Annotated in this window: 22 protein-coding genes; 17 read left to right on the top strand and 5 right to left on the bottom strand. The window is 74.9% G+C overall.

The features are described 5' to 3' along the window. Positions 1-73 precede the first annotated feature (73 nt). The 3 genes from IH54_RS0100340 to IH54_RS41245 form a co-directional block, all read right to left on the bottom strand. Complete coding sequence (locus IH54_RS0100340) at positions 74-1,276, bottom strand: cytochrome P450 (RefSeq protein ID WP_031511962.1); 1,203 nt, start codon at positions 1,274-1,276, stop codon at positions 74-76. 15 nt (positions 1,277-1,291) lie between these two features. After that, positions 1,292-2,494, bottom strand: coding sequence for an acyltransferase family protein (locus IH54_RS0100335; protein WP_031511961.1), 1,203 nt, complete (start codon positions 2,492-2,494; stop codon positions 1,292-1,294). A 122-nt stretch (positions 2,495-2,616) separates the two neighbouring features. Then, positions 2,617-3,339, bottom strand: a complete 723-nt coding sequence (locus IH54_RS41245; protein WP_052396898.1) for a helix-turn-helix transcriptional regulator — start codon at positions 3,337-3,339, stop codon at positions 2,617-2,619. Positions 3,340-3,621: 282 nt separating this feature from the next. Between IH54_RS41245 and IH54_RS0100325 the strand changes: the two genes are divergently transcribed. From IH54_RS0100325 to IH54_RS0100245, 17 genes are all read left to right on the top strand, one after another. After that, complete coding sequence (locus tag IH54_RS0100325) at positions 3,622-5,295, top strand: aromatic amino acid ammonia-lyase (protein ID WP_324607727.1); 1,674 nt, start codon at positions 3,622-3,624, stop codon at positions 5,293-5,295. Then, positions 5,279-6,712, top strand: a complete 1,434-nt coding sequence (locus tag IH54_RS0100320; RefSeq protein WP_031511957.1) for a phenylacetate--CoA ligase family protein — start codon at positions 5,279-5,281, stop codon at positions 6,710-6,712. The genes IH54_RS0100325 and IH54_RS0100320 overlap by 17 nt, the downstream gene beginning before the upstream one ends. Positions 6,713-6,724: 12 nt before the next feature. Then, positions 6,725-8,560: an asparagine synthase (glutamine-hydrolyzing) gene (gene asnB / locus IH54_RS0100315; RefSeq protein ID WP_031511955.1), complete on the top strand. Its 1,836-nt coding sequence runs from the start codon at positions 6,725-6,727 to the stop codon at positions 8,558-8,560. 51 nt (positions 8,561-8,611) lie between these two features. After that, positions 8,612-9,601, top strand: coding sequence for a carbohydrate kinase family protein (locus IH54_RS0100310; protein WP_031511954.1), 990 nt, complete (start codon positions 8,612-8,614; stop codon positions 9,599-9,601). Then, a complete protein-coding gene (metF, locus tag IH54_RS0100305) occupies positions 9,598-10,545 on the top strand; it encodes a methylenetetrahydrofolate reductase [NAD(P)H] (protein WP_420711689.1) in 948 nt (315 codons plus the stop codon). Before IH54_RS0100310 ends, metF begins: the two co-directional genes overlap by 4 nt. A gap of 127 nt (positions 10,546-10,672) precedes the next feature. Continuing rightward, complete coding sequence (locus IH54_RS0100300) at positions 10,673-12,091, top strand: class II 3-deoxy-7-phosphoheptulonate synthase (RefSeq protein ID WP_078861806.1); 1,419 nt, start codon at positions 10,673-10,675, stop codon at positions 12,089-12,091. Then, positions 12,088-13,272: a chorismate synthase gene (gene aroC / locus IH54_RS0100295; protein ID WP_031511951.1), complete on the top strand. Its 1,185-nt coding sequence runs from the start codon at positions 12,088-12,090 to the stop codon at positions 13,270-13,272. The genes IH54_RS0100300 and aroC overlap by 4 nt, the downstream gene beginning before the upstream one ends. Further along, positions 13,272-13,889 carry a shikimate kinase gene (locus IH54_RS0100290; protein WP_063762128.1) on the top strand — a complete coding sequence of 206 codons (618 nt, stop codon included), beginning with the start codon at positions 13,272-13,274 and terminating at the stop codon, positions 13,887-13,889. The genes aroC and IH54_RS0100290 overlap by 1 nt, the downstream gene beginning before the upstream one ends. Further along, entirely contained in the window at positions 13,825-14,568 is a 744-nt protein-coding gene (locus tag IH54_RS0100285; RefSeq protein ID WP_078861805.1) for a hypothetical protein, read from the top strand. Before IH54_RS0100290 ends, IH54_RS0100285 begins: the two co-directional genes overlap by 65 nt. Further along, positions 14,555-16,255 (top strand): GH3 family domain-containing protein, encoded by a 1,701-nt coding sequence (locus tag IH54_RS0100280; protein ID WP_043179365.1) that lies wholly within the window; start codon positions 14,555-14,557, stop codon positions 16,253-16,255. Before IH54_RS0100285 ends, IH54_RS0100280 begins: the two co-directional genes overlap by 14 nt. Next, entirely contained in the window at positions 16,255-17,160 is a 906-nt protein-coding gene (locus IH54_RS0100275) for a class I SAM-dependent methyltransferase (protein WP_052396896.1), read from the top strand. The genes IH54_RS0100280 and IH54_RS0100275 overlap by 1 nt, the downstream gene beginning before the upstream one ends. After that, on the top strand, positions 17,160-18,506 hold the full coding sequence (locus IH54_RS0100270) for an NAD(P)/FAD-dependent oxidoreductase (protein WP_031511944.1): 1,347 nt from the start codon (positions 17,160-17,162) through the stop codon (positions 18,504-18,506). The genes IH54_RS0100275 and IH54_RS0100270 overlap by 1 nt, the downstream gene beginning before the upstream one ends. After that, on the top strand, positions 18,503-19,675 hold the full coding sequence (locus IH54_RS0100265; protein ID WP_031511943.1) for a hypothetical protein: 1,173 nt from the start codon (positions 18,503-18,505) through the stop codon (positions 19,673-19,675). The genes IH54_RS0100270 and IH54_RS0100265 overlap by 4 nt, the downstream gene beginning before the upstream one ends. Continuing rightward, positions 19,672-20,484, top strand: coding sequence for a DUF6182 family protein (locus tag IH54_RS0100260; protein ID WP_052396895.1), 813 nt, complete (start codon positions 19,672-19,674; stop codon positions 20,482-20,484). The genes IH54_RS0100265 and IH54_RS0100260 overlap by 4 nt, the downstream gene beginning before the upstream one ends. Further along, a complete protein-coding gene (locus tag IH54_RS0100255) occupies positions 20,481-21,164 on the top strand; it encodes a LysR substrate-binding domain-containing protein (protein WP_052396894.1) in 684 nt (227 codons plus the stop codon). The genes IH54_RS0100260 and IH54_RS0100255 overlap by 4 nt, the downstream gene beginning before the upstream one ends. Further along, positions 21,161-22,012 carry an alpha/beta fold hydrolase gene (locus IH54_RS0100250; RefSeq protein WP_063762124.1) on the top strand — a complete coding sequence of 284 codons (852 nt, stop codon included), beginning with the start codon at positions 21,161-21,163 and terminating at the stop codon, positions 22,010-22,012. Before IH54_RS0100255 ends, IH54_RS0100250 begins: the two co-directional genes overlap by 4 nt. Continuing rightward, positions 22,006-22,875: a class I SAM-dependent methyltransferase gene (locus tag IH54_RS0100245; RefSeq protein ID WP_031511937.1), complete on the top strand. Its 870-nt coding sequence runs from the start codon at positions 22,006-22,008 to the stop codon at positions 22,873-22,875. Before IH54_RS0100250 ends, IH54_RS0100245 begins: the two co-directional genes overlap by 7 nt. Here IH54_RS0100245 and IH54_RS0100240 read toward each other — a convergent pair whose 3' ends face one another. Then, positions 22,876-23,427, bottom strand: a complete 552-nt coding sequence (locus IH54_RS0100240) for an AAA family ATPase (protein WP_031511935.1) — start codon at positions 23,425-23,427, stop codon at positions 22,876-22,878. Then, on the bottom strand, positions 23,421-25,022 hold the full coding sequence (locus IH54_RS0100235) for a metallophosphoesterase family protein (protein WP_052396893.1): 1,602 nt from the start codon (positions 25,020-25,022) through the stop codon (positions 23,421-23,423). Before IH54_RS0100235 ends, IH54_RS0100240 begins: the two co-directional genes overlap by 7 nt. Between the last annotated feature and the right edge of the window lie 13 nt (positions 25,023-25,035).

The following is a 25,035-nucleotide window of genomic DNA, read 5'->3' as shown; positions in this document are numbered from 1 at the left end:
GGGACAAGTGGCCGCGGGGCGGGACCGCCGCGGCGTGCGGCGGTCCCGCCCCGGCGGGCGCGGGTGGGAGCGGTCACCACACCACGGGCATGGACCTCGGACGCAGCGTCAGCAGCCCGCCGAGCCACTCCACCTCTTCGGCCGGCACCGCCAGGCGCAGCGACGGGAGCCGCTGTGCGAGGACACCGAAGGCCGTCTGCAGCTCCACCCGCGCGACACCGGCGCCTGGGCAGTAGTGGTGGCCGTGCCCGAAGGCGAGGTGGGCGGTGTCGGTACGCGTCAGGTCCAGGGTCTCCGGGTCGGCGACGCGGCGGACGTCCCGGCCCGCGGCGTGCATCACCGGGATGACGCCCTCGCCCTTGGCGATGTGGATTCCGGCCAGCTCCACGTCCTCGGTGGCGATCCGCATGAAGCCGATCTCCGACGGCGGGGCGTAGCGCAGGAGTTCCTCGGTGGCCGCGGGCACCAGGTCGGGCTTCTCCGCGAGCAGGCGCCACTGGTCGGGGTGGCGGAGCAGCTGGAAGAGGCTGCGGGAGATGGCGCTGACCGTGGTGTCGTGCCCGGCGACCAGGAGGTTGATGCCGAGCCACACCATCTCCCGCTCGTTCAGCCGGTCGGCGTCGTCGCGTGCGGAGATGAGCGTGCTGAGCAGGTCGTTGCCGGGGTTCTCGCGGTGCCGGGCGATCAGGCCGGCCACGTAGGCGGCGGACTCCTCGCGCGCCGAGAGGCGCTCCTCGGGGGTGTGCGCGGTGATGCTGACCAGGCGGTCCGTCCACTCCTGGAGCTTGGCGCGGTCCTCGACCGGCGCCCCGACCATCTCGCAGATGACCCAGACCGGCAGCACGGCCGCGAAGTCGTGGTGCAGGTCGGCCGGTCGCGGCCCCGCCTCCAGCCGGTCGATCAGCTCGTGGGCGATCTCCTCGATCCTGGCCCGCCACAGCTCGGCCTTGCGGGGGGTGAAGGCCGGGGAGATGAGCCGGCGCAGCCTTGAGTGGTCGGGCCCCTCCATGTTCAGCAGGTTGTACGGGTTGTCGGAGAAGTCCTCGCCCGCGACCGTGCGGACGGCTCCCGGCTCGCGCAGCGCCGCCCGGGACAGCCGCCGGTCGGACATCGCGGCCTCGACCTCGTCGTAGCCGGTCACCATGAGTGCGGTGCTGCCGCTGGGCAGCCGGACCCGGGTCACCGGGCACCGGTCGCGCAGCTCGGAGTATTCCTGCGGGGGCTCGCTCAGGGGTCCGAGCGGGAGCGGGTACGGCAGGAGCGCGTCGTCGGACATGCTGTCGACCACCTTTCAGGCGGTGGGGGAAGGAGAGGGTCCGGGGGTGGCGGAGGACGGGACGGCCGGCTGCGCCGCCGGATCCCGCTCCGGCTCCGGTACGGCGGCGGGGGCGGCCCGCTTCCCGCTGAGGTAGCGCATGGCGGGGCGTTCGACGGCCACGTGCAGCGCCCCCGACAGCAGCAGGGACAGGGCGAAGGCCGCGGCGAGCATGCCGATCGCCGACGGTGTCGACCAGGTCCGTCCGGCGCCGGTCCACCGGTGGCCGAACTCCAGCAGCAGCCGGTGCACCATGTAGAAGGCGAAGGACCACTCGCCCAGCCGCACGGCGGTCGGGGTGGCCAGGACCGATGCCGCCCCGCTGGTGTCGCGCTGCGCGACCGCGGCGATGAGCAGCCCGACGGGCAGCACGGTCACGCTGGTCAGGCCGTAGAGGAACGGCAGTTGCAGGGATACGGCGTAGCCGGCCAGGACGAGCGCGGCCGCCGGGAGCACCCCGATCGGGACGCGCCGCCCGGACAGCAGCAGCTGCGCCAGGAGGATGCCCAGGCAGAACTCCGGGAGGCGGCTGGCGGGCAGGACGTAGACGAACCAGAACTGCCACACCGAGCCGGAGCCGAACGGCAGCGCCGGCGACGCGGGAAGCAGTTCGGACACCAGTGGCAGCAGGGGGACGAGGACCGCCGTGGCGGCGGCCCACACCCACAGGTGCCCGGCGCGGATCCGCCGCACCGCCCGCAGGATCAGCGGGAAGCTGAAGTAGAAGAAGACCTCGCAGGACAGCGACCAGGTCACGTCGTTGAGGCTGGAGAAGACCGGGCGGGTGGGGAACCACGCGTGGACCAGGAAGAGGTTGGGAATCGCCTGGTGCGGTGTGGCGGCGGTGCCGGCCCAGGCCACGAGGGCGAGGGCGGCGCCCCAGATGAGGATGTGCAGGGGGTAGATCTTGGCCGCCCTGCGCCGCCAGAACCCTGCCGCCGTGTCGTGGGGGCGGGCCGACCAGGTCAGGACGAAGCCGCTCAGCACGAAGAAGAAGCTGACGCCCAGCCAGCCGGCGTTGGCGACGACGTCCGCGTACCGCCGGTTGATGCCGGCGTCGGCGAACGGCCCCTCCAGGGAGGCGTGGAACGCGAAGACGAAGAGCACCGCGACGAAGCGCAGCCCGGTGAGGGAGGGAAGCCGGGAGCGGGTGGTCCGCGTGCGAGGAGCCGTGGTCATGGAGCGCTCCGGGTCTAGGAGTCCATATTCCAACGTTCGCTAAGCATCGAACCATAGGTGCGCACGACCGGGCAACCGATCAGCGCACCCCGGGCCGGCGGTCGGACCGCGGCCCCGTCACGTCACGCGAGGTCGAGCAGCCTGCGGACCGGCACCTCCGCGCGCCCGGGCTGGCGGACCTGCGCGACGGCCTGGAGCCGGGTCCTGACACCGAGCTTGCGCAGAATGTTGGAGACGTGGAATTTCACGGTCTTCTGGCTCAGATAGCACGCCAGGGCGATCTCGGCGTTCGACTGGCCGGCCACCATGTGGGAGTAGATTTCCCGCTCGCGGCCGGTGAGCTTGTCGACCGGCGCGGGAGTGCCGGGACTGAAGAAAGGCAGGTGCGGCAGCACGCTGTCGATGATCTGCACGGCGATTCCGTGCGGCAGGAACACCTCGCCGCGATCAGCCGCGTGCACCGCGCCCAGGAGATCGTCGAGCGGCGCGTCATGGCACACGAAAACGCGCGCGCCCAGCTGGAGGTACTCCACGATGCGCTGGGGGCAGGCGCCCTGCATCACCATGGCGACGCCGCTCAGCCACCGTCGGCTCGACTCCCCGGCCGCCGCGAGGCTCCCGGCGATGACCTCGGAGGGCGAGGACGCCGGGTCGTCCGCCACGAGGAGGACCCGGCCGCGCATGCCGGCGCCGCCCGGATCGTCCTCGTGTAACTGGGCCGGCCCCACGACCTTCACGCTCGAAACGGAGCGCAGCGCCGCGGCTATGCCGGCGGCCAGGATCGTCGTCCCCCGGGGGGCGACGACGCAGATGGGTTCTTCAAGACCGTTCGCAAAATCGATCATTGTGTCCCCTGTGACGACCCCACGGGGATCACTCGCCGGTTGCGAAGCGCAGCAGCGAGCCTTCTCCCCATTGACCGCCAGATGCTAACCCGCAAACAATCTGCGACACAATGAATTTATTATAGAGTTCACAATAATCCGGCGGCCCCCAAAATGTCGCATCGCGGTCAAAATACCGACATTTCAAGGGTATTCGGCGACCCGCTCCTGGCCCTTGGACCAGGGGCGGACTGGCCGGGCGGACGAAGCGCAGGCCACGGCATTTCGCTGACGATTACCGGCATGATGAATCGAAGCGGGTCCGGGGATGGCCCGAAGTCCGCGCGGCCCGATGGCGGGTCAGTGGAGCTGGACGGCCGATCTCTCACTCTCCGTGACGTGCTGCGGCTGGCAAGGCCGCCACGCGAGGGCAAGGCCGTCACGGCGGCACTGAGTCCCGGGGCGGTCGCCGCGGCGCAGCGCAGCGTCCGCCTGCGCGACTCCCTCATCGCGAACCGGAAGCCGATATACGGTGTGACCACCGGGTTCGGCGACAGCGTCACCAGCCAGGTCAGCCCCGAGCGGGCCGCCCAGCTCCAGCGCAACCTGATCCGCTACCACCTCAACGGCACCGGTCCCGACACCGCGCCCGACGTGGTCCGCGCGACCCTGCTCATCCGCGCCAACGCGCTGGCCCGCGGGAATTCCGGCATCCGCCCCGAGGTCATCGGCAAGCTCCTGGAGCACCTCAACTCGGACATCCTCCCGCGCGTCCCCGAGCGCGGGTCCCTGGGAGCCAGCGGGGACCTCGTGCCGCTGTGCTACATCGCGTCCGTGCTGCTCGGCGACGGCGAGGTCCGCTTCGGCAAGAAGTCCGTGCCGGCCGCGGTGGCCCAGCGGGAGGCGGGCATCACGCCGGTGTCCCTGGAGGCCAAGGAGGGGCTCGCGCTCATCAACGGCACGTCCTTCACCGCGGCCTTCGCGGCGATCGCCGCCCACGACGCGGCCCGCCTCAGCGAGGCGGCGGAGATCGCCACCGCCTTCGCCGGCGAGGCGCTGCTCGGCAACACCTCGCACTACGCGGCGTTCGTCCACGACGCCAAACCGCACCCCGGGCAGCAGGCGTCGGCCGCGCACCTGCGGCGGCTGGCCGCGGGCTCGGGTCTGTCCACGACCTACGAGGCGATCCTGGACAGCACGGAACCGCTGCACGAGGACTACCGCCGGCTCGACCACCGGATCCAGGACCACTACTCGGTGCGGTGCGCGCCGCACGTCATCGGGGTGCTGCGCGACACCCTGAGCTGGGTCGAGCAGTGGCTCACCACCGAGATCAACGCCTCGACCGACAACCCGCTCTTCTCCGCCGACGAGCAGCGGGTGCACCACGGCGGCAACTTCTACGCCGGGCACGTCGGCCAGTCCATGGACAGCCTCAAGGTCGCCACGGCCGGCGTGGCGGACCTGCTGGACCGCCAACTGGCCCTGCTGGTCGACCCGAAGTTCAGCGCCGGGCTGCCGGCCAACCTCGTCCCGCCCTCGCTCGACGCAGAGGCGGGCCTGCACCACGGCTTCAAGGGCATGCAGATCGCCGCCTCCGCCCTGACCGCCGAGGCGCTCAAGACCTCGTCCCCCGCGAGCGTCTTCTCCCGTTCCACCGAAGCACACAACCAGGACAAGGTGAGCATGGGCACCATCGCCGCCCGTGACGCCCGCACCGTCAACGAGCTGACGGGCGAGGTGGCGGCGATCGCGCTGCTCGCCGGGGCCCAGGCCGTCGAGCTGAGGGGCCTTTCGAAGGCCGCCCCGTCCGTACAGCGCGTCCACGCGATCATCCGGGCCCATGCGCCGTTCGCGGACGGCGACCGCCGCATGGAGCCGGACATCACCGCCGTCAGCGAGCTGATCTTCAACGGCGAGCTGGCCCGTGCCGCCGGTTTCTCCCCTGACAAGGACTCCGATGCTGCTGCTGCGTGACACCCGATCCGGGCAGGCTCTCCACGGCACTGCCACCTCCCACACGGAACTCGTCCGCGCCAGCCACGCGGGGACGACCGATCCCGCCGCCCTGGGGGGCAAGTTCACCGCCACCCTGGAGGCCGCCCTCCGGTCCGGACTGTACGACCGCGCGCCCCTCGCCGAGGTGGCGGACAAGGCGCGGTCGGCGGACCCGGAGACGGTCGTGGCGGAACTCCTCCCCCAGCTGCCGTTCCTGCCCAAGACCAGTCTCAGCTCTGCCGGGCACCAGGCCTTCACCCGGGAGCTGTCGGACTTCCTGCACTACTACGAGTCCTCCGGGACGACGGGCAACCCGGTCGCGGCGCCGAAGTCGCTCGACGACCTGATCGTGAACACCATCAACATCGGGGAGCAGTGGGCGCGCGTCCTGGACCGCAGCGACCGGGCCCTGATCCTCATCAACGCGCCGTTCGCGCCCGCGGCCTACCAGTTCGAGAAGGTCCTGGAGTACCTCCAGGTCATGTCGATGCGGCCGTGGGTGGACAACATCACCGGCGACTACACCCGCGTCCTGCGGCTGACCCGCGAACTGGCCGTCAACGTCTTCGTCGGACCGCCGTCGCGGCTGCTGGAGATGATCCAGTTCGCCTACCGCAACGCCGAGCCCGTCCCGGCCTTCGACAAGCTCCTGCTGATGGCGGAGCAGACCGGTCCGGGCTTCGTCCGGCACCTGGAACGGCTCACCGGCGCCACCGCCTACGTCGCGTCCTACGGGTCGTCGGAGACCGGTACGACCGCGGTCACCTGCGAGCGCAACAACCTGCACCTCCAGACGCAGAGCTACCTGCTGGAGCTCACCGACGACTCCGGGACGCGGTTCGTGGACGGCAGCGCCGACCGCGGCGAACTCGTCGTCACCAGCCTGGACATGCCGGCCCGGCCGCTGCTGCGCTACCGCACGGGCGACCTGGTCGAGATCCCCGGCACGCCGTGCCCGTGCGGGGTGGCCACCCCGCTGCTGCGCACGCTGGGGCGCTCCCAGGACCTCATCGTCCTGGAGGGCAACGGCATCCGGCAGAACGACTTCGAGGCCGCCCTGTGGCCGGCCGAGCACACCGGGCCCACCGTGCTCAACTACATGCTGGTCATCCGCGGCGACGCGATCGTGTGCCTGGCGACCACCGACCAGGACGTCGACGAGGAGTGGTCGCGCGGCACCGCGGAGCGGCTCGGCACCCTCTTCCCCGGCTACGACCTGGCGCTGCGTGCGGTGGAGAAGCTGCCGCCGCTGGCGTCCCTCGGCCAGTACCTGGGGTGGAAGCTGTCCCGCGTCCTCGACCTGAACGACGCGCGCAACTGGGACCGGCTGCCCGCCCCGATCCGCGGCGTCGTGGAGACCACCCTGGCCGACCTGGCCCCTGCATCCCAGCATTGAGGAGCCTTCGACATGTGCGGCATCACAGGCTGGCTGGACTGGGAACGCGACATGTCCGGCCAGGCCGGCGTGCTCTCCCGGATGACCGAGACCCTCGCCCTGCGCGGCCCCGACGGGGCGGGGGCGTGGACCGAGGAACGCATCGGGCTCGGCCACCGCAGGCTCGCGGTGATCGACGTCGACCACGGGCAGCAGCCGATGGCGGCGTACAGCCCGGACGACGGCCGGGAGACCGCGGTCGTCACCTTCAGCGGCGAGATCCACAACTTCCGGCAGCTGCGCGCCGAGCTGGCCTCCCGCGGCCACCGCTTCCGGACCGGCACGGACACCGAGGTGCTGCTGGCCGCGTACGAGGCGTGGGGCGAGGACGCCGTCACCCGGTTCGCCGGGATGTTCTCCTTCGCGCTGTGGGACGTCGCCCGGCGCAAGCTGCTGCTGGTGCGCGACCCGCTGGGCATCAAGCCCCTCTACTACGCCGAGCACGCCACCGGCGTGGTCTTCGGCTCCGAGCCGAAGGCGCTGCTCGCCAGCGGGCTGGTCGCGGCCGAGGTCGACGCCGAGGGCCTGGTGGACGTGTTCACGGTGGCCGCCAAACGCCCCGGTGACGCGGTCTTCAGCAGCATGCGCGAGGTCCAGCCGGGCCACCTGCTGACCTTCGAGGCCGGCGGCAGCCGCGTGCACCGCTACTGGCAGCTGCGCAGCGCCCCGCACGAGGACGACGTGCCGACGACCGTCGCCCGGGTGCGGGAGCTGCTGGGCCAGGCGGTCGCCGAGCAGACCGAGGCCGACGTGCCGCTGGGCGCCCTGCTGTCCGGCGGCATCGACTCCAGCGCCATCACCGCGCTGGGCGCCGGGGCGCTGGCCGCCGCGGGCGCCGACCCGCTGGCCACCTACTCCGTCGACTTCGCCGGCAGCGAGGAGGAGTTCACCGCCGACGCGCTGCACGTCTCCCGGGACGCCCCGTTCGTCCAGGCGGTCGTGGGGCACCTGGGCACCAAGCACACCGAGGTGCTGGTGGAGCCCGCCTCGCTGCTCAGCGTCTCCGGGACCACGCTGGCGGCCCGGGACGTCCCCGGCGTCGGCGACCTCGACGCGTCGCTGTACCTGCTCTTCCGCGACGTGCGCAGGCATCTGACGGTCGCGCTGTCCGGGGAGGGCGCCGACGACGCCTTCGGCGGCTACCCGTGGTTCGTCGGCGAGACCCGGCAGCCGACGGACGGCTTCCCCTGGTCGGCCGGCGTCCAGGACCGCAACGCCGTGCTGTCCGCGCAGCTGCGGCAGAGTCTGGACCTGCACGAGCGCCTCGACAACCGCTACCGGGAGGCGCTGGCCGAGGTGCCCCGGCTGGACGGCGAGACGGGGACCGACCGGCGGATGAGGGAGGTGTACTACCTCCAGCAGACCCGCTTCCTGCCCTTCCTGCTCGACCGCAAGGACCGGATGAGCATGGCCAACGGGCTGGAGGTCCGGGTCCCGTTCTGCGACCACCGCCTGGTGGACTACGTGTGGAACGTGCCCTGGCAGGTCAAGCGGCTCGGCGGCCAGGAGAAGGGCCTGCTGCGCAGCGCGGTCGAGGACCTGCTGCCCGCCGAGGTCGTGCACCGGCCCAAGAGCGGCTTCCCGGTCGGGAAGAGCTCGGCGTACCTGGACTCGGTGCGCGAGGCGGTGTCGGCGATGATCGGCGACCCCGGCTCGCCCGCGATGGACCTGCTGGACGCCGGGACGCTGCGCGCCATGGTCGACAGCAAGGACTGGTTCAACGGCGCGTTCACCCCGCCCCCCATCCTGCCGCGAGCCCTCCAGCTCGACGACTGGATGCGCCGCTACGGGGTGCGGGTGGTCCTGTGACCGGCCGGCCCGGCACAGCGCGGGCACCGCAGACGGCAACCGGAGGATGAGATGCGCATAGCGGTCACCGGTTCGATCGCCACGGACCATCTGACGCACTTCCCCGGCCGGTTCACCGACCAGCTCGTACCGGAGGAGCTGGACCACGTGTCCCTCTCCTTCCTGGCCGACGAGCTGCACGTCCGGCACGGCGGCGTCGCCGCCAACATCGCCTTCGGCCTGGGGCAGCTGGGGCTCGCCCCGCTCCTCGTCGGGGCTGCGGGAGCCGACTTCGCGGACTACGGGGCGCGGCTCGCCGGGCACGGCGTGGACATCGGCCCGGTCCACGTGTCGGCGACCCGCCACACCGCCCGGTTCATGTGCACCACCGACGAGGCCGGGAACCAGATCGCCACCTTCTACGCCGGGGCGATGAGCGAGGCGGCCGTGATCGACCTGCGGGCCGTCGCGTCGTCCGCCGCGGTGGACCTCGTGCTGATCGGGGCGAACGACCCGGAGGCGATGATCCGGCACACCAAGGACTGCCGGGCGGCCGGGCTGCGTTTCGCGGCCGACCCCTCGCAGCAGCTCGCCCGGCTCACCGCCGAGGCCGTCAAGGAGCTGGTCTCCGGGGCGGAGTACCTCTTCACCAACGAGTACGAGAGCACCCTGCTGCTGCACAAGACCGGGTGGTCGGCCGCGGACGTCCTCGACCGGGTCGGCGTCTGGGTCACGACGCTGGGCGAGAAGGGCTGCCGGATCCGGCGGCGGGGTGAGCCGCCCGCCGAGATCAGGGCGGTGCCCGTCGCGCGGCCGGCCGATCCGACCGGTGTCGGCGACGGCTTCCGGGCCGGCTTCCTGGCCGCCGTCGCCTGGGGGGCCGGCCCGCTGCGGGCCGCCCAGCTCGGCTGCGCGGTGGCCTCGGCGGTGCTGCGCTCCGTCGGGTCGCAGGAGTACCGGGTGCGCGTCGACGACCTGCTGGCGCAGTGCCGTGACGTCTACGGACCGGGGTGCGCCGAGGAGCTGGCGGCCTGCCTCGGGCGGGTCGGGGGGCGGACGTGACGGCGCCCCGCCGGGCCCCGGGCGGGGTGCGCCGCGCGCTGGCCGGCCGCGGCCCGGTCCTGTCGTTCGAGGTCTTCCCGCCGAAGACGGCGCAGGGCGCCACCGCGCTGTGGCGCACCGTCCGGGCGCTGGAGGCGCTGCGCCCGGCGTTCGTCTCGGTCACCTACGGGGCCGGCGGCAGCTCGCGTGACCGCACCCTCGCGCTCGCCGAGCGGCTGGTGCAGGAGACGACGCTCCCGGTCCTCGGCCACCTCACCGCGGTGGGGCACTCGGTCGCGGAGCTGCGCCGGATCGTCGGGAGTTACGCGCAGGCGGGGGTGCTCGACCTCCTCGTGGTGCGCGGCGACCCGCCGTCCGACCCGCAGGGCCCCTGGACCGCGCACCCCGAGGGCGTCCGCCACGCCGCCGAACTGGTGCGGCTGGTGCGGGAGTCCGGCGACTTCGGCATCGGGGTGGCGGCCTTCCCCGAGCGGCACCCGCGCTCGCGCGACTGGGAGGAGGACATCCGGCACTTCGCGGCCAAGGCGCGGGCGGGCGCCGACTTCGCCGTCACGCAGATGTTCTTCGACGCCGAGGACTACTTCAGGCTGCGCGACCGGCTCGACGCGGCGGGGTGCACCATCCCCGTCGTCCCCGCGGTCATGCCCGCCACCCGCTACCGGCAGATCGCGCGCTTCGCCGAGCTGAGCGGCGCGGCCTTCCCCGAGGACCTGGCCCGCCGCCTGCGGGACGCGGGCGACGACGCGGCCGAGGGGCACCGCGTCGGGGTCGCCCACGCGACCGCGCTGGCCGCGCGGCTGCTGGACCAGGGCGCCCCCGGACTGCACTTCATCACCCTCAACCGGCCCGAGGCGACCCTCGACATCCACCACGGGCTCGGGCTCCCCGGCCCCCGTCGCACGCTGCAGGCGGCTGCCGCGGGAGCGTCCCCCGATGCCCCCTGAGCAGTGCGCCACCGCGGGTGCGGCAGCCGCACCCGCCGGGCCCGGCCCGGGAAGACGTGCCAAGGGCCTCCCCGGGGCCGCCGCCCGACGATCCCGGTCCTCTTCCCGCGCCCCAGGAGAACCCGCCATGCAAGCGAACCCGGAGGGCCCGGTGCCGGCGCTGCCCGCCCGGCGCGGCCTGCCCGCGGCGCAGCAGCCCGACTACCCCGATCCGCAGGCCCTGCAAGAGGTGGTCGCCGACCTGGAGACCTGCCCGCCGCTCGTCTTCGCCGGGGAGTGCGACCGACTGCGCGAGCACATGGCGGCCGTCGCCCGCGGGGAGGCGTTCCTCCTCCAGGGCGGCGACTGCGCGGAGACCTTCGAGGCGGTGTCCGCCGACCAGATCCGGGGCAAGCTCAGGACGCTGCTCCAGATGAGCGCCGTACTGACGTACGCGGCGCGGGTGCCGGTCGTGAAGGTCGGCCGGATCGCCGGGCAGTACGCCAAACCGCGCTCCCACGCGTACGAGACGCGCGACGGGGTGACGCTGCCGAGCTATCGCGGCGACGCCGTCAACGGACTCGACTTCACCAGGCAGTCCCGTACGCCCGACCCCGCCCGGCTGCGGCGGATGTACCACTCCTCGGCGGCGACGCTCAACCTCGTACGCGCCCTGTCCACCGGCGGCTTCGCCGACCTGCGGCAGGTGCACGCCTGGAACCGGGACTTCGTGGCGTCCTCCCCCTCCGGGGAGCGCTACGAGCGGTTGGCGCGCGAGATCGACAGCGCGCTGAGCTTCATCCACGCGTGCGGGGCGAGCCCGGAGGAGTTCGAGAAGACCGAGTTCTTCGCCTCCCACGAGGCGCTGCTGCTGGACTACGAGCGGGCGCTGACCCGGGTCGACTCGCGCACCGGCGAGCTGTACGACGTGTCGGGCCACATGGTGTGGATCGGCGAGCGGACCCGGCAGCTGGACGGCGCGCACATCGCCTTCGCCGCCCGGATCCGCAACCCGGTCGCCGTCAAGCTCGGCCCGACCACGACCGTGGACGAGGCGCTGCAGTACGCCGAGCGGCTCGACCCGGACGGCGAGCCGGGCCGGCTGACCTTCGTCGTCCGCATGGGGGCGAAGCGGATCCGCGACCGGCTGCCCGAGCTGGTGGAGAAGGTCACCGCCTCCGGCCTGACCGTGGCGTGGGTGAGCGACCCCATGCACGGCAACACCTACGAGGCCCCCTCCGGTCACAAGACCCGGAGCTTCGACGACGTCCTCGACGAGGTCAAGGGCTTCTTCGAGGTGCACCGGGCGCTCGGCACCCATCCCGGCGGCATCCATGTGGAGCTGACCGGCGACGACGTCACCGAGTGCGTCGGCGGCGGCGCCGAGGTCTTCGTCGACGACCTGCACCGGCGCTACGAGACCGCGTGCGACCCGCGCCTGAACCACAGCCAGTCCCTGGACCTGGCCTTCCTGGTGGCCGAGATGTACCCGCACCGCGGAGGTGCGGCCCGCGGCACCGCGGGCGGCGGGGAGCAGACCGGGACGCGACCGAGGAGCACCGCATGAACCGACTGCGCTGGCTCACCGCCGGCGAATCCCACGGGCCGGCCCTGGTCGCGACGCTGGAGGGGCTACCCGCCGGCACCCCGCTGACCACGGGGATGATCGCCGCCGCGCTCGCCCGCCGCCGGCTCGGCCACGGCCGCGGCGCCCGGATGGCGTTCGAGGAGGACGCGGTGACGCTGCTCGGCGGGGTGCGGCACGGGCTGACGCTCGGCTCGCCGGTCGCCGTCATGGTCGGCAACACCGAGTGGCCCAAGTGGGAGCAGGTCATGGCGGCCGACCCGGTGGATCCCCAGATCCTCGCCGGGCTGGCCCGGAGCGCCCCGCTGACCCGCCCCCGGCCCGGGCACGCCGACCTCGCCGGGATGCAGAAGTACGGCTTCACCGAGGCCCGTCCGGTCCTGGAGCGCGCCTCGGCCCGGGAGACCGCCGCCCGGGTCGCGCTGGGCGCCGCGGCCCGCTCCTTCCTGGCGGAGACCGTCGGGGTCGAGCTGGTCTCGCACGTGGTCGGGCTGGGCGAGTCCGAAAGCCCGCCCGGCGTCGCCCCGCTGCCCGCCGACCAGGACCGGCTGGACGCCGACCCCGTGCGGTGCCTGGACGCCGCCGCCTCCGCGGCGATGGTCGAGGAGATCGAGCGGGCCCGCAAGGACGGCGACACCCTGGGCGGCGTGGTGGAGGTCCTGGCCTACGGCGTCCCGGTGGGCCTGGGCTCGCACACCCACTGGGACCGGCGGCTGGACGCCCGGCTGGCCGGTGCCCTGATGGGGGTGCAGGCGATCAAGGGCGTCGAGGTCGGCGACGGCTTCGGGCTCGCCCGGGTGCGCGGCTCCCTGGCGCACGACGAGATCGAGCCCGGCCCCCGCGGCATCCGGCGCAGGTCCGGCCGCTCGGGGGGCACCGAGGGCGGGGTGTCCACCGGCGAGACCCTGCGGGTGCGCGCCGCGATGAAGCCGATCGCGACCGTGCCGCGCGCACTGGCCACCGTGGACGTGTCGACCGGCGAGGCCGCCCGGGCCCACCACCAGCGCAGCGACGTCTGCGCGGTGCCGGCCGCCGGGATCGTCGCCGAGGCGGTGGTCGCGCTGGTGCTCGCGGACGCGGTGGTGGAGAAGTTCGGCGGCGACAGCGTCGCCGAGACCCGGCGCAACGCCGCGGCATTCCTCGCGCATCTCACGGTGCGCTGATGGGCGGTGCGCTGACGAACGGAGCGCCGACGGACGGTGCGCCGACGGACGGCCCGCGGGTCGTCCTGGTGGGGCCGACGGGCGTGGGCAAGACCACGGTCGGCGCGCTGCTGGCCGCCCGGCTCGGCCTGCCGTACCGCGACACCGACGCGGACGTGGCCGCCGCCGTGGGCCGGTCCGTCGCGGAGATCTTCGCCGCCGAGGGCGAGGAGTACCTGCGGGAGGTGGAGGAGCGCGCGGTGGCCGCCGCACTCGCCGAGCACGCGGGGGTGCTCTCCCTCGGCGGCGGGGCGGTGCTGCGCGCGCGGACCCGCGGGAGGCTGGCCGGCCGGCCGGTCGTGTACCTGTCGATGGGACCCGGGACCGCCCTCGGCCGGCTGCGCCGCGGCGGCACCCGGCCGCTGCTGGCGGGCGACCCGATCACCCGGTGGAGCGCCCTGACGGACCGCCGTCGCCCCCTCTACACCGCGGTGGCCCGGGCGGTGGTCGACACCGACGGCCTGGCACCGGACCAGGTCGCCGAGCACGTGATGCGAGCCTTGGAGCTGAGCCATGACGGGCATTCAGGAGAGCTGTACGAGCACCGGCCCGCGGCGGAGCGCACACCCCCGCCCTGACCGGACCGGGCCGCAGGAGCCGGCGGAGCCGAAGGGAGCGACGCCGGGCCCCTCGGACTTCACCGTCCTGATCGGCGGTGACTTCGCCGGGAAGTCGACCGTCCTCGGCGCCCTGGCGGCGGCGGACCCCGCGGTGCAGGTGCTGTCGACCGACGAGGGGTTCCTCGGCCCGCGGCACGTCCAGGTCGGCCAGCTGCGCCGGCTGGCCGGGCGGCTGCTGCCGCACGTCGGGGGCGACTACACCCCGGACTTCCTGGCGGCGCTGTTCCACGCGGCGGTGGTGCACCTGCGCGACGAGCTGCGGCGCTGCGATCCCGGGCGTCCGGTGATCATGGACTCCTACTACTACAAGTTCCTCGCCAAGTGCCGGCTGGCCGGCGCCCAGGAGAGCCCGCTGTTCGCCTGGTGGCGCTCCTACCCGCAGCCGCACCGCGTCATCGAGCTGGACGTGCCGCTCGCCACGGCGTGGGAGCGCTGCGGCCGCGGCGCCGGCCTCAACGCGCTGGAGTTCTACGGTGCCTCGCCGGTCCGGCCCGCTTTCGAGGACTACCAGAGCGACCTGCGCAGGCTGATGCGCGAGGAGGTCCGCCACCTGCCGCTGCGGCGCCTTCCCGCGATCGGCGACCCGTCGGTCACCGCCCACCGGATCCAGGAGGCACTCGCCGATGTCCGAGCCTGACCCCGCCGCCTTCCACGACCGCAACGCCCGCTACCGCGCACGGGTCTTCGCCGAGCGGGCCCGGCTGCGCGACGCCCTTGCCGACCCGGCCGCCCACCAGCGCAAGGTGCTCCAGGACCTGCTGGACTTCAACGCCGGCACCCGCTTCGGCGCCGCCCACGGCTTCCGGCGGATCCGCTCGCTGGACGACTTCCGCAAGGCCGTCCCGATCCACGCCTACGCCGACCTGCAGCCCTGGATCGAGCGGGCCGCGGCGGGCGAGGCGGACGTGCTGAGCGCCGATCCGCCCGCGGTGTGGTTCACCAGCAGCGGCAGCACCGGGGCGCACAAGAAGATCCCGGTGACCCCGGGCTTCGTGCGCCACACCTTCCTGCCGTTCTACTTCGCCGCCTGGGCGCCCCTGCTGGAGCACTTCCCGGAGGTGCTCGACCGCCCGGACGCGGTGCTCAACCTCAAGCACGACCCGCTGGCGGCCCCGCCGACGCTCGCCGACGGCCGGCCCCATGTCGGCGCCAGCCAGGTGGACTTCGGGGAGCGGTTCGGCGAGCCGCTGGCGGCGGAGCCGGGCTCCTTCGCCCCCTGGGCGACCCTCCCGGTCCCGCTCGCGGCCGACGACCACGAGGGCAAGATGTACGCCCGGCTCCGGCTGGCCGTGGAGAGCGACGTGCGGCTGGTGATCGGGATCAACCCCGCCATGGTCGCCGCCCTGCCCTTCCAGCTGCGCCTGTGGTGGCCGCGGCTGCTGCGCGACATCCGCGACGGCACCGTCGACGGCGTCCCCGCCCGCGACCCCAACCCGCGGCGCGCGGCGGAGCTGGAGAAGGCGGCGCGCCGCGCGGGTGTGCCGCGCCCGGCCGTCGTGTGGCCGCGGATGCGGGCGCTGTTCTGCTGGACCACCGGCATGGCGAGCCTGTACCTGCCGCGGCTGCGCGAGGAGTACGGGACCGCGGTGACGGCGCTGCCCGCGCCGGTGGCCGCGTCCGAGGGACCGGTCGGCACCGCGCTGGACCGGCACCCCACCGCGGGCAGCCCCGTCCTGACCGCCTCGGTCCTCGAATTCGCGGACGCCGACGAGGACATCCGCCCCGAGACCCCCACGTGGGACGTGCAGCAGCTCGACACGGGCCACGACTACCACGTCGTCTTCAGCCACATCGGCGGCCTGTACCGATACGCCGTCGGCGACGTGGTCCGGGTGGTGGACCGGGTCGACGGCGTCCCCCGGCTGGAGTACGCGGGCCGGGCGACGCGCTCGGACGCGGCCGGCGAGCGGCTGCGCGACGCGCAGGTGATCAGGGCGCTGGGCGGCGCCGCGGCGGCGGGCGGGCTCGCCGTGCGCAACGCCGCGTGCCGCGTCGAGCCGGACCCGGGCACCGGCCGCCCCGGCTACCGCTTCGCCCTGGCCCCCGCGGGCCCGTGGAGCGAGGACGAGCTGCACCGCTTCGGCGCCCGCCTCGACGAGGAGCTGCGGCAGGGCTCCGCGGGCTACCGGGAGGCCCGCGAGGCGCGCCTCGCCCCCGCGCGGGTCACCCTCCTGGACGGGGACGCCTTCGACCGCGACTGGCTGGCCGCGGTCGCCGAGGGCACCCGCCCGACGCAGGTCAAGGACCGCCTCTTCCGCCAGGACAGCCGGCAGTGGGACCGGCTGACCGCACCCGGCCACGCTCCCGCCGACCGAGGTGAATGATGCACCAGCAGACCCGGCTCCCCGACCACGCCCCCCACTCCCCCGCCGACACCGCGCTGGACGCCGTCGAGCGCACCGCCCTGCTCACCGCCGCGCTGCGCGCCGCCGAGAGCCGGCGCCCCGACCGCATCTACGACGACCCGTACGCCGCCGCGCTCTGCGGCGACCTCGGCCCCGAACTCCTCGCGGAGATCCGGGCGGTGACCTTCCCGCAGGACGCGGAGCGCACCCTGCCCAGCACCCCGGACTACAACGCGATCCGCACCCGGCTGTTCGACGACCTCCTCCAGGACGCCGCGCACCGGCAGGGCCTGCGGCAGATCGTGCTCGCCCCCGCGGGGATGGACTCGCGCGCCTACCGGCTGGACTGGCCGGGCGACGTCCGGTACTTCGAGGTCGACCGCCCCGCGGTGCTGGCGTACAAACGCGGGCGCCTCGCGGGCCTGGCCGCGCCCCGGACCGACCACCACGCGGTGGCCGCGGACCTGACCTCCCCCGACTGGGAGAGCCGGCTGACCGCCGCCGGGTACGACCCGGCGGCCCCCTCCGTGTGGCTGTTGGAGGGTCTGCTCTACTACATCCCCGAGGCGGACGCGCACCGGATGCTCGACCGGGTGGCCGCGCTGATGGCCCCCGGCAGCCGGATCGTCGCGGACATCGTGAACCGCGCCGCGCTGACGCTGCCCGACATGCGGGGCCTGCTGGACGTCTTCGCGGGCTGGGGCTGCCCCTGGCTGTTCGGCGAGGACGAGCCCGAGGGGCTCTTCGCGCGCCACGGCTTCGACGTGACGGCGACGCAGCCCGGCGAGGGCGCCGCGGACTACGGCCGCTGGCCCGACCCGGTGCCGCCGCGCGCCGCCGGGCCGGTCCGCCGGGTGTTCTTCGTCCACGGTGCGAAACGCTGATGCGCGTCGTCGTGGCCGGAGGAAGCGTCGCGGGGCTGGCCGCCGCGCTCGCGCTCGCCGCCAGGGGGCACCGGGTCGACGTCCTGGAGGCGGCACCACCGCCGCCGAAGGAACCGGGCGAATGGCGGCGCGCGGCCGTACCGCAGGCCCTGCACGCGCACACCTTCACCTCGCTCGGCACCTGCCTGCTGCGGGACCGGGTCCCCGAGCTGCTGCACGAGCTGCTGGCGGCGGGCGCCACGCTCCTGGACCTCAACGCGGCCGCCCCGCGCGGCGGCCCGCCGGTCGCCGACCCGGACCTGATCGGCCTGGCCTGCCGCCGGACCGTCTTCGAACAGGTCCTGTACCGGCACGTCACGGCGCGGCCGGGCGTCCGCGTCCGGCACGGCCGCCCGGTCACCGGCGTGGTGGTGGACGGGGAGCGGGTGCGCGGGGTGCGGCTGGGCGGCGAGGAGGTGCGGGCCGACCTGGTCGTCGACGCCACCGGCCGCAGGGGCGCCGCCCGCGGCTGGCTGGCGGCCGCCGGGATCCCGCTGCCTGCGGACCGGGTCGAGCGCTCGGCGATCACCAGCTTCTCCCGGCTGTACCGCCGCAACTCCGCGCGGCTGCCCGGCCCGCTCAACCGCGGCAACGCCGCCGGGGGGATCTGGGACGGCTACGCCGCGGTCCTGCACCTCGGCGACGGGGCGACCTTCACCGTCGCGCTGGGCACCCTCCCCGCCGACCGCACCCTGGGACGGCTGCGCGACGCCGAGGACTTCACCCGGGCGGCGGCCGCGAGCCCCTTCCTGGGCCCGTGGCTCGCGCCCGGCGCCGCCGAGCCGGTCTCCCCCGTGCACGCGCTCACCTGCCCGCCGAACGTGCTCCGCGCCGCGGCCGTCCACCCGCCGGTGGCCGGGCTCTACCCGGTGGGCGACGCGGCGGCGGTCACCGACCCGATCTTCGGGCGCGGCATGTCGCTGGCGTTCTCCCACGCCTTCGCGCTGGCGGGCCTGCTGGACGCGCACCCCGCGGTGGACGCCGCGCAGCGCGCCGCCGCCGGGCGGCTGGCCGAGACCACGCTGCGCCCGTGGTTCGAGCACGCGGCCGCCGCCGACCGGTCGCGCACCGCCGCCTGGACCGCCGGGACCCCGGCCGCCGGCTCGCCCGCGTTCGGGCTGCCCGGCGTGACCGCGGGCGAACTGGCGGCGGCAGCGGCGGTGGACGGCACGGTGTGGCGGACCCTGACCCGTACGCTCATGAGCCTCGACACCCCGCAGCAGGCGTTCGCCGCGGACGCCCTGGCCGCGCGGGTACGGGCCGCGCTCAGCAGCCGGGAGCGGCCCCCGGCGGGAGCCCGGACATGACGGCGCTCACCACTCCCGCGGAGCCCGCGTCCGCTCCCGTCACCGCTGCCGCGGCGGCCCCTCGGCGGCCGCGCGTGCTCATCGCCCCGGTGACCGTCACGCCGTCCAAGCCGCTCACGCCCTCGCACCTGAAGGGCCTGCTGTGGGCGGACGTGATGTACCGGGCGACGGGCCAGGTGGCCGACACCGCGCTCCGCTACAGCCACACCGCCTACCACCCCACCGAACAGACCCTGGGCTTCTGGGAGTTCCTCGACCGCGCGGTGGGGGACGCCGACTTCGGCGCCATGGACGAGGAGGGCATCGGCGCGCTGTACGTGCGCTTCCGACAGGAGGGGCGGCGCGCCCCGGCCGCGGCTCTGCGCCCCTACGCCGACGCCGTCGAGCACCAGGGCTGGACGCACCCGGCGGCGCTTCGGGTGCTGGAACTGTGGCAGCGGCACTACGCCCGGCTGGGCATGCACGACCCGGGCCTGACGGCCCACCAGCCGCCCGGCCTCGCCCTGCACGACGCCCTCGAACTCCTCGCCGCCGACGGGCTGTGCCTCGACCAGCGCCCCATGGGCGGGCCGGTCTACCTCGACCTGACGGCGCAGGGCCTGCCGCTGCGGCAGATCGTGACCGCCGAAGGGCAGCCCAACTACCTGGCGTGCGCCCTGCGCGACCTGCTCCCGCTGGCCGCCCGGCACGACGAGATCGTGCTGCTGTACGACCCGGATCTGGACGCGGACTACCAGCTCCTCCAGCGCGTGCTGCAGGCGCGCGGCCCCGCGGTGCACCGGGTGCCGGTGGGACGGGTGCCGATCGACGGGCAGATCCGCTCGGCCCGCGAGGGCGGCTGGAACGGCCTGCACGCCGGGGCGCTGCTGGACGCCCTGCTGGCCGGCCACGACCGCGCCGCCGTCGCCCTCGGGGCCCGGCTGTACTTCCTGGCCTGCCTCGGGGCGGGGCAGCGGGAGTCCTTCCGCGCCGAGCTCCTCGTCCAGCAGGTCCGGCGGGCCCGCCGCATCCTGGACGCCGGCGAGGCCCCCGGCACCCAGGCCGCCGAGCTGATCGGCCGTCACCGGCGCGGCCACGCGTACGTCGACGCCTACCGGCTCACGTCCGGCCTGCTGGGCCGGCGCCCCATCCGGCTGCCCCCGGACACCCTGCGGGAGGTGTTCCTGTGACCGCGGCGGGAACGGCCGGAACGGCGGAGGCGGCCGGCGCCCTCGGCCAGGAGGAGCTGCGGCGCGCGGCCGCGGCCCGGCTGCACCGGGCCCGCCCGGACCTGCTGGACGGCGCGGACGCGGATCTGGAGCGGCTGCTCCGCGCCGGGGACGCCCTCGCCGAGGAGGACGAGCGCGATCCGCGCGGCGCGCAGGCCGTCGCGGTGGTGCGCAGTTACTCGCCCGCCCGCTGGATCGCCCAGGCCTGCGCGTTCGGCCTGTCGCTGCAGTCCCGCCACGGCGCGGAGCACGTCGCGGCCTGGCGCCGCTCGCTGACCCGTACCGTCTTCCTGGCCGGTGACCCGCGCCGCCTCCAGCGCCGCTTCGACTTCCACCATCTGGCTCCCGACGGGTCCGTCGGGTGGTGCGCACCGGCGCCGCCGGCCGCGACCGCGCCGCTGCGCAGGCTGCTCAAGACCCTGCGTGCCTCCGGCGGGGTCCCGGCGATCCCGCCGACCCCGGTGCGCGTCCCCGACGCCGACCGCCCGGCCCGCCGGGCGCCGGTGCGCCGTCAGCTCTACGTCGCCACGGCGCGGACGCCGCTCCCCCGCCTGCTGGTGCACACCCACCACCTGCTCGTCGAGGCGGTGCTCGACGGCCTCGTCGAACCCGGCGACTGCCTCACCCTGCATCACGTCCCGTCGCTCGGCGGGCTGCGCGCCGACTTCGCCGCGCTGCGCGTCGACACCGAGGAACCGTCCGCCCACGGCAGCTCAGCCCCGCCCCGCCTGCGCGCGTGGGCCGCCCTGACCCGAGGAGAACGCCTGTGACCGTCTCCGCCCCGCCCGCGCACGCGGACCGCCCCGGCACCGAACGCCCCCCGATCCGCTGCGGGCTGCACGCCTCCCACACCATGGCCGACCGGATCGTGGCGGGCGCGGGATGGCCCGCGGACTCCGTGCGGTGGCTCCCGTTCGAGGTGGACGCCCCCTTCACCGCGCTGCGTGCCGGGCAGATGGACCTCATGGTCGTCAAGTACCTGCCGCGCACGCCCGACCTGGAGGTCAGCCGCCCGGTGTGGCACGACCCGCGGGCCGTGGCGGTGGGCGCGCACCACCCGCTGACCCGCCGGGACGGCATCACCCTGGAGGACGTCGCCGACTTCCCGGACTTCCGCTGCCCCACGGACTTCCCGCCCGAGGTGTGGGACGAGGTGGTGCCCCGCGCGGCCCCGTCCGGGCGCCCGATCCGCCGCGTCCACCCCATGACGACGGTGCAGGCCATGGCGGACGTCCTCGTCGCGGGCGACGCCGTCCACCTCTCCTTCCAGTCGCTGGCCACGGCCGTGCCCGCGGGGGTCGAGGTGCTTCCCGTCCGGGGTCTCCCGCCGGGTCCTGTCGCCCTGGCGTGGCTCCGCGGCGCCCCGCTGCCCGACCACGTGGCCCGCTTCGTGCGGGACGCCGAGAACGCCGAAGCCCGCCGCACCGCGACCCCGGAGCTTGCCCGATGACCGCGCCGCGTACCGGCGGCGGGACCCGGCCGCCGGTGGTGCTGCTGCACGCGCTCGCGCTCGACGCCACGATGTGGCGGGCCCAGCAGCACGCCCTGACGACGCGCGGGCACCGGGTGCTCGCCCCGCACCAGCGCGGGTTCGGCGGCAGGGCGCTGGGCTCGGAACCGCCCTCGGTCGACCTGCTCGCGGACGACCTGCGCCGTGCCATGGACGGCCACGGCGTGCGGCGGGCGGTGCTGGCCGGAGTGTCGATGGGCGGGTACGTCGCCATGGCCTTCGCCCGGCGCTGGCCGGACCGCGTGCTGGGCCTCGGGCTGGTCTCCTCGCGGGCCGCCGCGGACGACGCGGCGGCCCGCGAGGGGCGGCTGGCGTTCGCGGCCGCCATGGGCGATCCCGCGGCCGCGCCCGCCTGGGCCGCGGCCGCGGCCGACCGGCTCTTCGGCGCCACCACCCGGGACCGCCGGCCGCAGGTCGCGGCGGAACTGCGGGCCGCAGGCGTGGCCGCACCGCCCGAGTCCGTCGCCTGGGCCCAGCGCGCGATCGCCGGACGCCCGGACTCCGGGCCGCACCTGGCCGGCCTGACGGTGCCCGCGCTGGTCGCGGTGGGCGAGGAGGACTCCCTCGTCACGGTCGGGGAGGCGGAGGCCACCGCGCGCTGCCTCCCCGGCGCGCGGCTGGCCGTCGTGCCCACCTCCGGGCACCTGCCGCCGCTGGAGACCCCGCACACCCTGACCGCGCTGCTCGCCGACCTGCTCGACGAGGTCGCCGGCACCTCCCGCGTCCCCGTGCCCGGCGCCGCGCACCGCACCCTCGTCACCGTCCGCCAGGAGGACCTGCCGTGCTGACCGACGACCACGCGGCATGGGGCCACACCACCTCCACCGGGCTGGGTTTCACCACCGGGAACGTGGTGGACGCGCACTTCGCGGCGTGCGCCGACGCCTACCGCACCGCACTGGACCTGGCCGGGCTGCACCGCGGCTGGCACGTGCTTGACGCCGGGTGCGGCAGCGGCACCTTCCTGCCGCTGCTGGCCGAACGCGTCGGCCCGCAGGGCAGGTTGTCCGCCGTCGACCTCGCGCCGGAGAACGCCGCGCTCGCCGGGCGCCGCGTTCGGCAGGAGCTGCCGGGCGGCGGCAGCGCGCCGCCGGCCGACGTCCGGACCGGCGACGTCCTGGACCTGCCCTACCCCGACAACAGCTTCGACGCCGTGTGGTGCGCCAACACCGTCCAGTACCTCGACGACGGCGAACTGCCGCGCGCACTGGCCGAGTTCCGGCGGGTGGTGCGCCCGGGCGGGGTCGTCGCCGTCAAGGACCTCGACGCCGCGCTCCTCACCCTCCGCCCCGGCGACCCCTTCCGGCTCACCGACTTCTTCCGGCACGCCGCCCGGGTCCCCGGCTACGCGCACCAGCTGCTGCGCACCCGGGACCTGCATCTGTGGCTGCGCCGGGCGGGCCTGACCGGCGTCCGCCAGCAGACCCTGCTGATCGAGCACTACGCACCGCTCACCCCGGCCGCCGCCCACTTCTACGGCCTGGCCACGGCGAGCGTCGCACGCCAGGCACTCGACAGCGGCCTCCCGGAGCAGGCATGGGCCCCACTGCTGACCCCCGAGCACCCCGCCCACCCGCTGCGCTCCCCCGACGCCTACATCAGCGAGGGCAACGTCGTGGCCGTCGGCACCGTCCCGCCCGACTCACCGTAGTCACCCGGCGACCGGCGCGCCCCGCACCGCCGCCAGCACCTGCGCCGCCAGCTCGGCGGGCGGGCGCAGGCCGTCCAGGACGACGGTGTCCCCGGGCAGTCGCGGCGGGGCGGCGGCGTAGGCCTCGATCTGCTCCCGGCACCAGCGCCGCCCCGCCTCGACGCGCGCGGGGTCGCCGTCCGCGCCGCGGTGCCGCTCGTCGATCCGCCGGAGGAGCACCTCGGTGGGCACCCGCAGGCAGAAGTGGCGGTAGGGGACGCCGGCGTCCCGCAGGCCGCCGAAGATCTCATCCATGTAAGCGGACGTCATCAGGTTCATCGGGACGAGGACCGTCCGGCCGTACTCCTGGTGCAGCCCCGCCGCGAGGCCGGCCACCTGGCGCCGCCACAGCGGGATGTCCTGGAAGTTGCCCGTCGGGCAGTCCACGATCCCGGTGAGCAGACCGCCGACCTGCTCCGGGTCGAAGACCAGGGCGTCGGGCAGGTGGCCGCGCAGTTCGGCGACCAGCGTGGTCTTGCCGCTGCCGAACGCCCCGTTCACCCAGATCAGCATGTGCTGTCCGCGCCGGGGGCCGCCGGTCGCGGGTGCGGGAGCGCCGGGTCGGTGAGGGGGATGGTGAAGTCGTCCTCGACGGGGGGTTCCAGCTCGTGGGGGCGCAGGCCCGTCGCGGCGAAGCAGCGGACGCGGACCTCGGTGGGGGTCACGTCCAGGCGCAGGAAGTTCTTGAAGAACGGCGGGCTGTAGGTGGCCGAGCCCGGCGACAGCACGCCGGTCAGCAACTGCCGCACCGGCAGCCGCAGCCGGCGCCTGCGGCCGGGGCGGGAGGCCACACCGAGCACCGCGGCCACGAAGCGGGTGCGCACGGTCACCTCGGCGGCCGCCGCCGTGCGGGCGGGGGCGAGGCCCAGCCGGGCGGCGATCACAGCGGCGGCCTGGTCCGGCGTCAGGTCGAAGAGCCTGCGCAGCCGCAGCCTGCGGCCGTACAGGCGGCTGTAGAAGGCCAGCGAGTCCGCGCGCAGCGGGTAGCAGCGGAAGCGGTCCTCAGTCACGCCGCCCACGGTGACCGGGGGGATGGTGTGGGTGGCGTGCATGAAGGCCCCGCCGCCGCCGGAGACGACGTACTCGATGCGCCGCCCGTCCACGTCGACCGGGTAGTGCTGGTAGTTGTGGATGTCGCCGCCTATCGCCGCGACGAAGTGGTTCCGCGGGTCGCGCACGATCGCGTCGACCGTGCCGCCGCCCTCGATGGGGCAGGGGTGGTGTTCGCCGTCGACGTAGAGGGGCGAGCCGGTCACCAGGATCTTCGGCCGGGGCCCGCGTGCCACCCGGGCGAGCCACTCGCCCTGCTCGCGGTCGATCCCGCCGAGCAGCCCGGTGTCGATCCCGATGATCCGCAGCGGCCCCGAGTCCATGGCCCAGTACGGCCCGGGGCACCGTGCGGCCTGCGCGGGCCGGTCCCGCATCCGGCGCGCCCGCGCCAGCCGCTCCTCGTCGATCGCCGCGGGCGCCCGCCACAGCAGGGACCGCCACCACGCCGCCGACCCGAACCGCGGGCGGGGCGGGGCCGGCGGCTCGGGGGCGTCGCAGAAGACCCGCATGAAGCCGGTCAGGCCGTCGTACCAGTCGTGGTTGCCGGGTATCGGGTAGATCGGCGCGTCGTAGTCGCGGTAGGGCCGGAAGAACTTCGTGCCGTACTCGTCGGCGCTGCCCACCGGGTAGAGCACGTCGCTGCACAGCACCGTGTAGCGGGTGCCCGCCCCGGCCTTCAGCATGCCGGGGACGACGGCGTACTGGGGGGCGTCGCCCTCGCCGGTGTCGCCGAGCAGGAGGAAGGAGAAGGTGTCGGGGTCGTCCCGCTCGATCAGCATGTCCTCGCCCGCGGCGCCCCGCTCGACCTGCCCGCGCACCCACTGCTGCCGCCGCGCCCCGGTCGGATCGCCCAGCAGCGCGGCGAGCGGGCCGTTGCGCGCCTTCCACAGCGTCGCCGGGTTCAGCCACGACAGGTTCGACACCCGCTCCGGCATCAGCTCCGGGTACGTGCCCGGTTCCCGGTCCTCCCATCCGGCGCCCGCGAGCGAGCCACGGGAGGACGGCGGGGGCGCGGAGGACGCCTCCGGGGAGGCTTCCGGCGAGGTGGAAGGCGGCATGGGGTGACTCTAA

Origin of the sequence: Streptomyces sp. NRRL F-5123 (assembly GCF_000721495.1) — a bacterium.
In the GTDB taxonomy this organism is placed as follows: Bacteria; Actinomycetota; Actinomycetes; order Streptomycetales; family Streptomycetaceae; genus Actinacidiphila.
This window is presented reverse-complemented; position numbering and strand designations above follow the sequence as displayed.

Bases quoted from the DNA above. Each gene is read 5' to 3' on its own strand.
- IH54_RS41245 (WP_052396898.1), bottom strand. From the start codon at position 3,339: ATGATCGATTTTGCGAACGGTCTTGAAGAACCCATCTGCGTCGTCGCC.
- IH54_RS0100240 (WP_031511935.1), bottom strand. From the start codon at position 23,427: ATGCTGATCTGGGTGAACGGGGCGTTCGGCAGCGGCAAGACCACGCTG.
- IH54_RS0100325 (WP_324607727.1), top strand. From the start codon at position 3,622: ATGATGAATCGAAGCGGGTCCGGGGATGGCCCGAAGTCCGCGCGGCCC.
- IH54_RS0100290 (WP_063762128.1), top strand. From the start codon at position 13,272: ATGGGCGGTGCGCTGACGAACGGAGCGCCGACGGACGGTGCGCCGACG.
- IH54_RS0100280 (WP_043179365.1), top strand. From the start codon at position 14,555: ATGTCCGAGCCTGACCCCGCCGCCTTCCACGACCGCAACGCCCGCTAC.
- IH54_RS0100320 (WP_031511957.1), top strand. From the start codon at position 5,279: ATGCTGCTGCTGCGTGACACCCGATCCGGGCAGGCTCTCCACGGCACT.
- IH54_RS0100310 (WP_031511954.1), top strand. From the start codon at position 8,612: ATGCGCATAGCGGTCACCGGTTCGATCGCCACGGACCATCTGACGCAC.
- IH54_RS0100265 (WP_031511943.1), top strand. From the start codon at position 18,503: ATGACGGCGCTCACCACTCCCGCGGAGCCCGCGTCCGCTCCCGTCACC.
- IH54_RS0100250 (WP_063762124.1), top strand. From the start codon at position 21,161: ATGACCGCGCCGCGTACCGGCGGCGGGACCCGGCCGCCGGTGGTGCTG.
- IH54_RS0100270 (WP_031511944.1), top strand. From the start codon at position 17,160: ATGCGCGTCGTCGTGGCCGGAGGAAGCGTCGCGGGGCTGGCCGCCGCG.
- aroC (WP_031511951.1), top strand. From the start codon at position 12,088: ATGAACCGACTGCGCTGGCTCACCGCCGGCGAATCCCACGGGCCGGCC.
- IH54_RS0100340 (WP_031511962.1), bottom strand. From the start codon at position 1,276: ATGTCCGACGACGCGCTCCTGCCGTACCCGCTCCCGCTCGGACCCCTG.
- IH54_RS0100275 (WP_052396896.1), top strand. From the start codon at position 16,255: ATGCACCAGCAGACCCGGCTCCCCGACCACGCCCCCCACTCCCCCGCC.
- asnB (WP_031511955.1), top strand. From the start codon at position 6,725: ATGTGCGGCATCACAGGCTGGCTGGACTGGGAACGCGACATGTCCGGC.
- IH54_RS0100335 (WP_031511961.1), bottom strand. From the start codon at position 2,494: ATGACCACGGCTCCTCGCACGCGGACCACCCGCTCCCGGCTTCCCTCC.
- IH54_RS0100285 (WP_078861805.1), top strand. From the start codon at position 13,825: ATGACGGGCATTCAGGAGAGCTGTACGAGCACCGGCCCGCGGCGGAGC.
- IH54_RS0100300 (WP_078861806.1), top strand. From the start codon at position 10,673: ATGCAAGCGAACCCGGAGGGCCCGGTGCCGGCGCTGCCCGCCCGGCGC.
- IH54_RS0100235 (WP_052396893.1), bottom strand. From the start codon at position 25,022: ATGCCGCCTTCCACCTCGCCGGAAGCCTCCCCGGAGGCGTCCTCCGCG.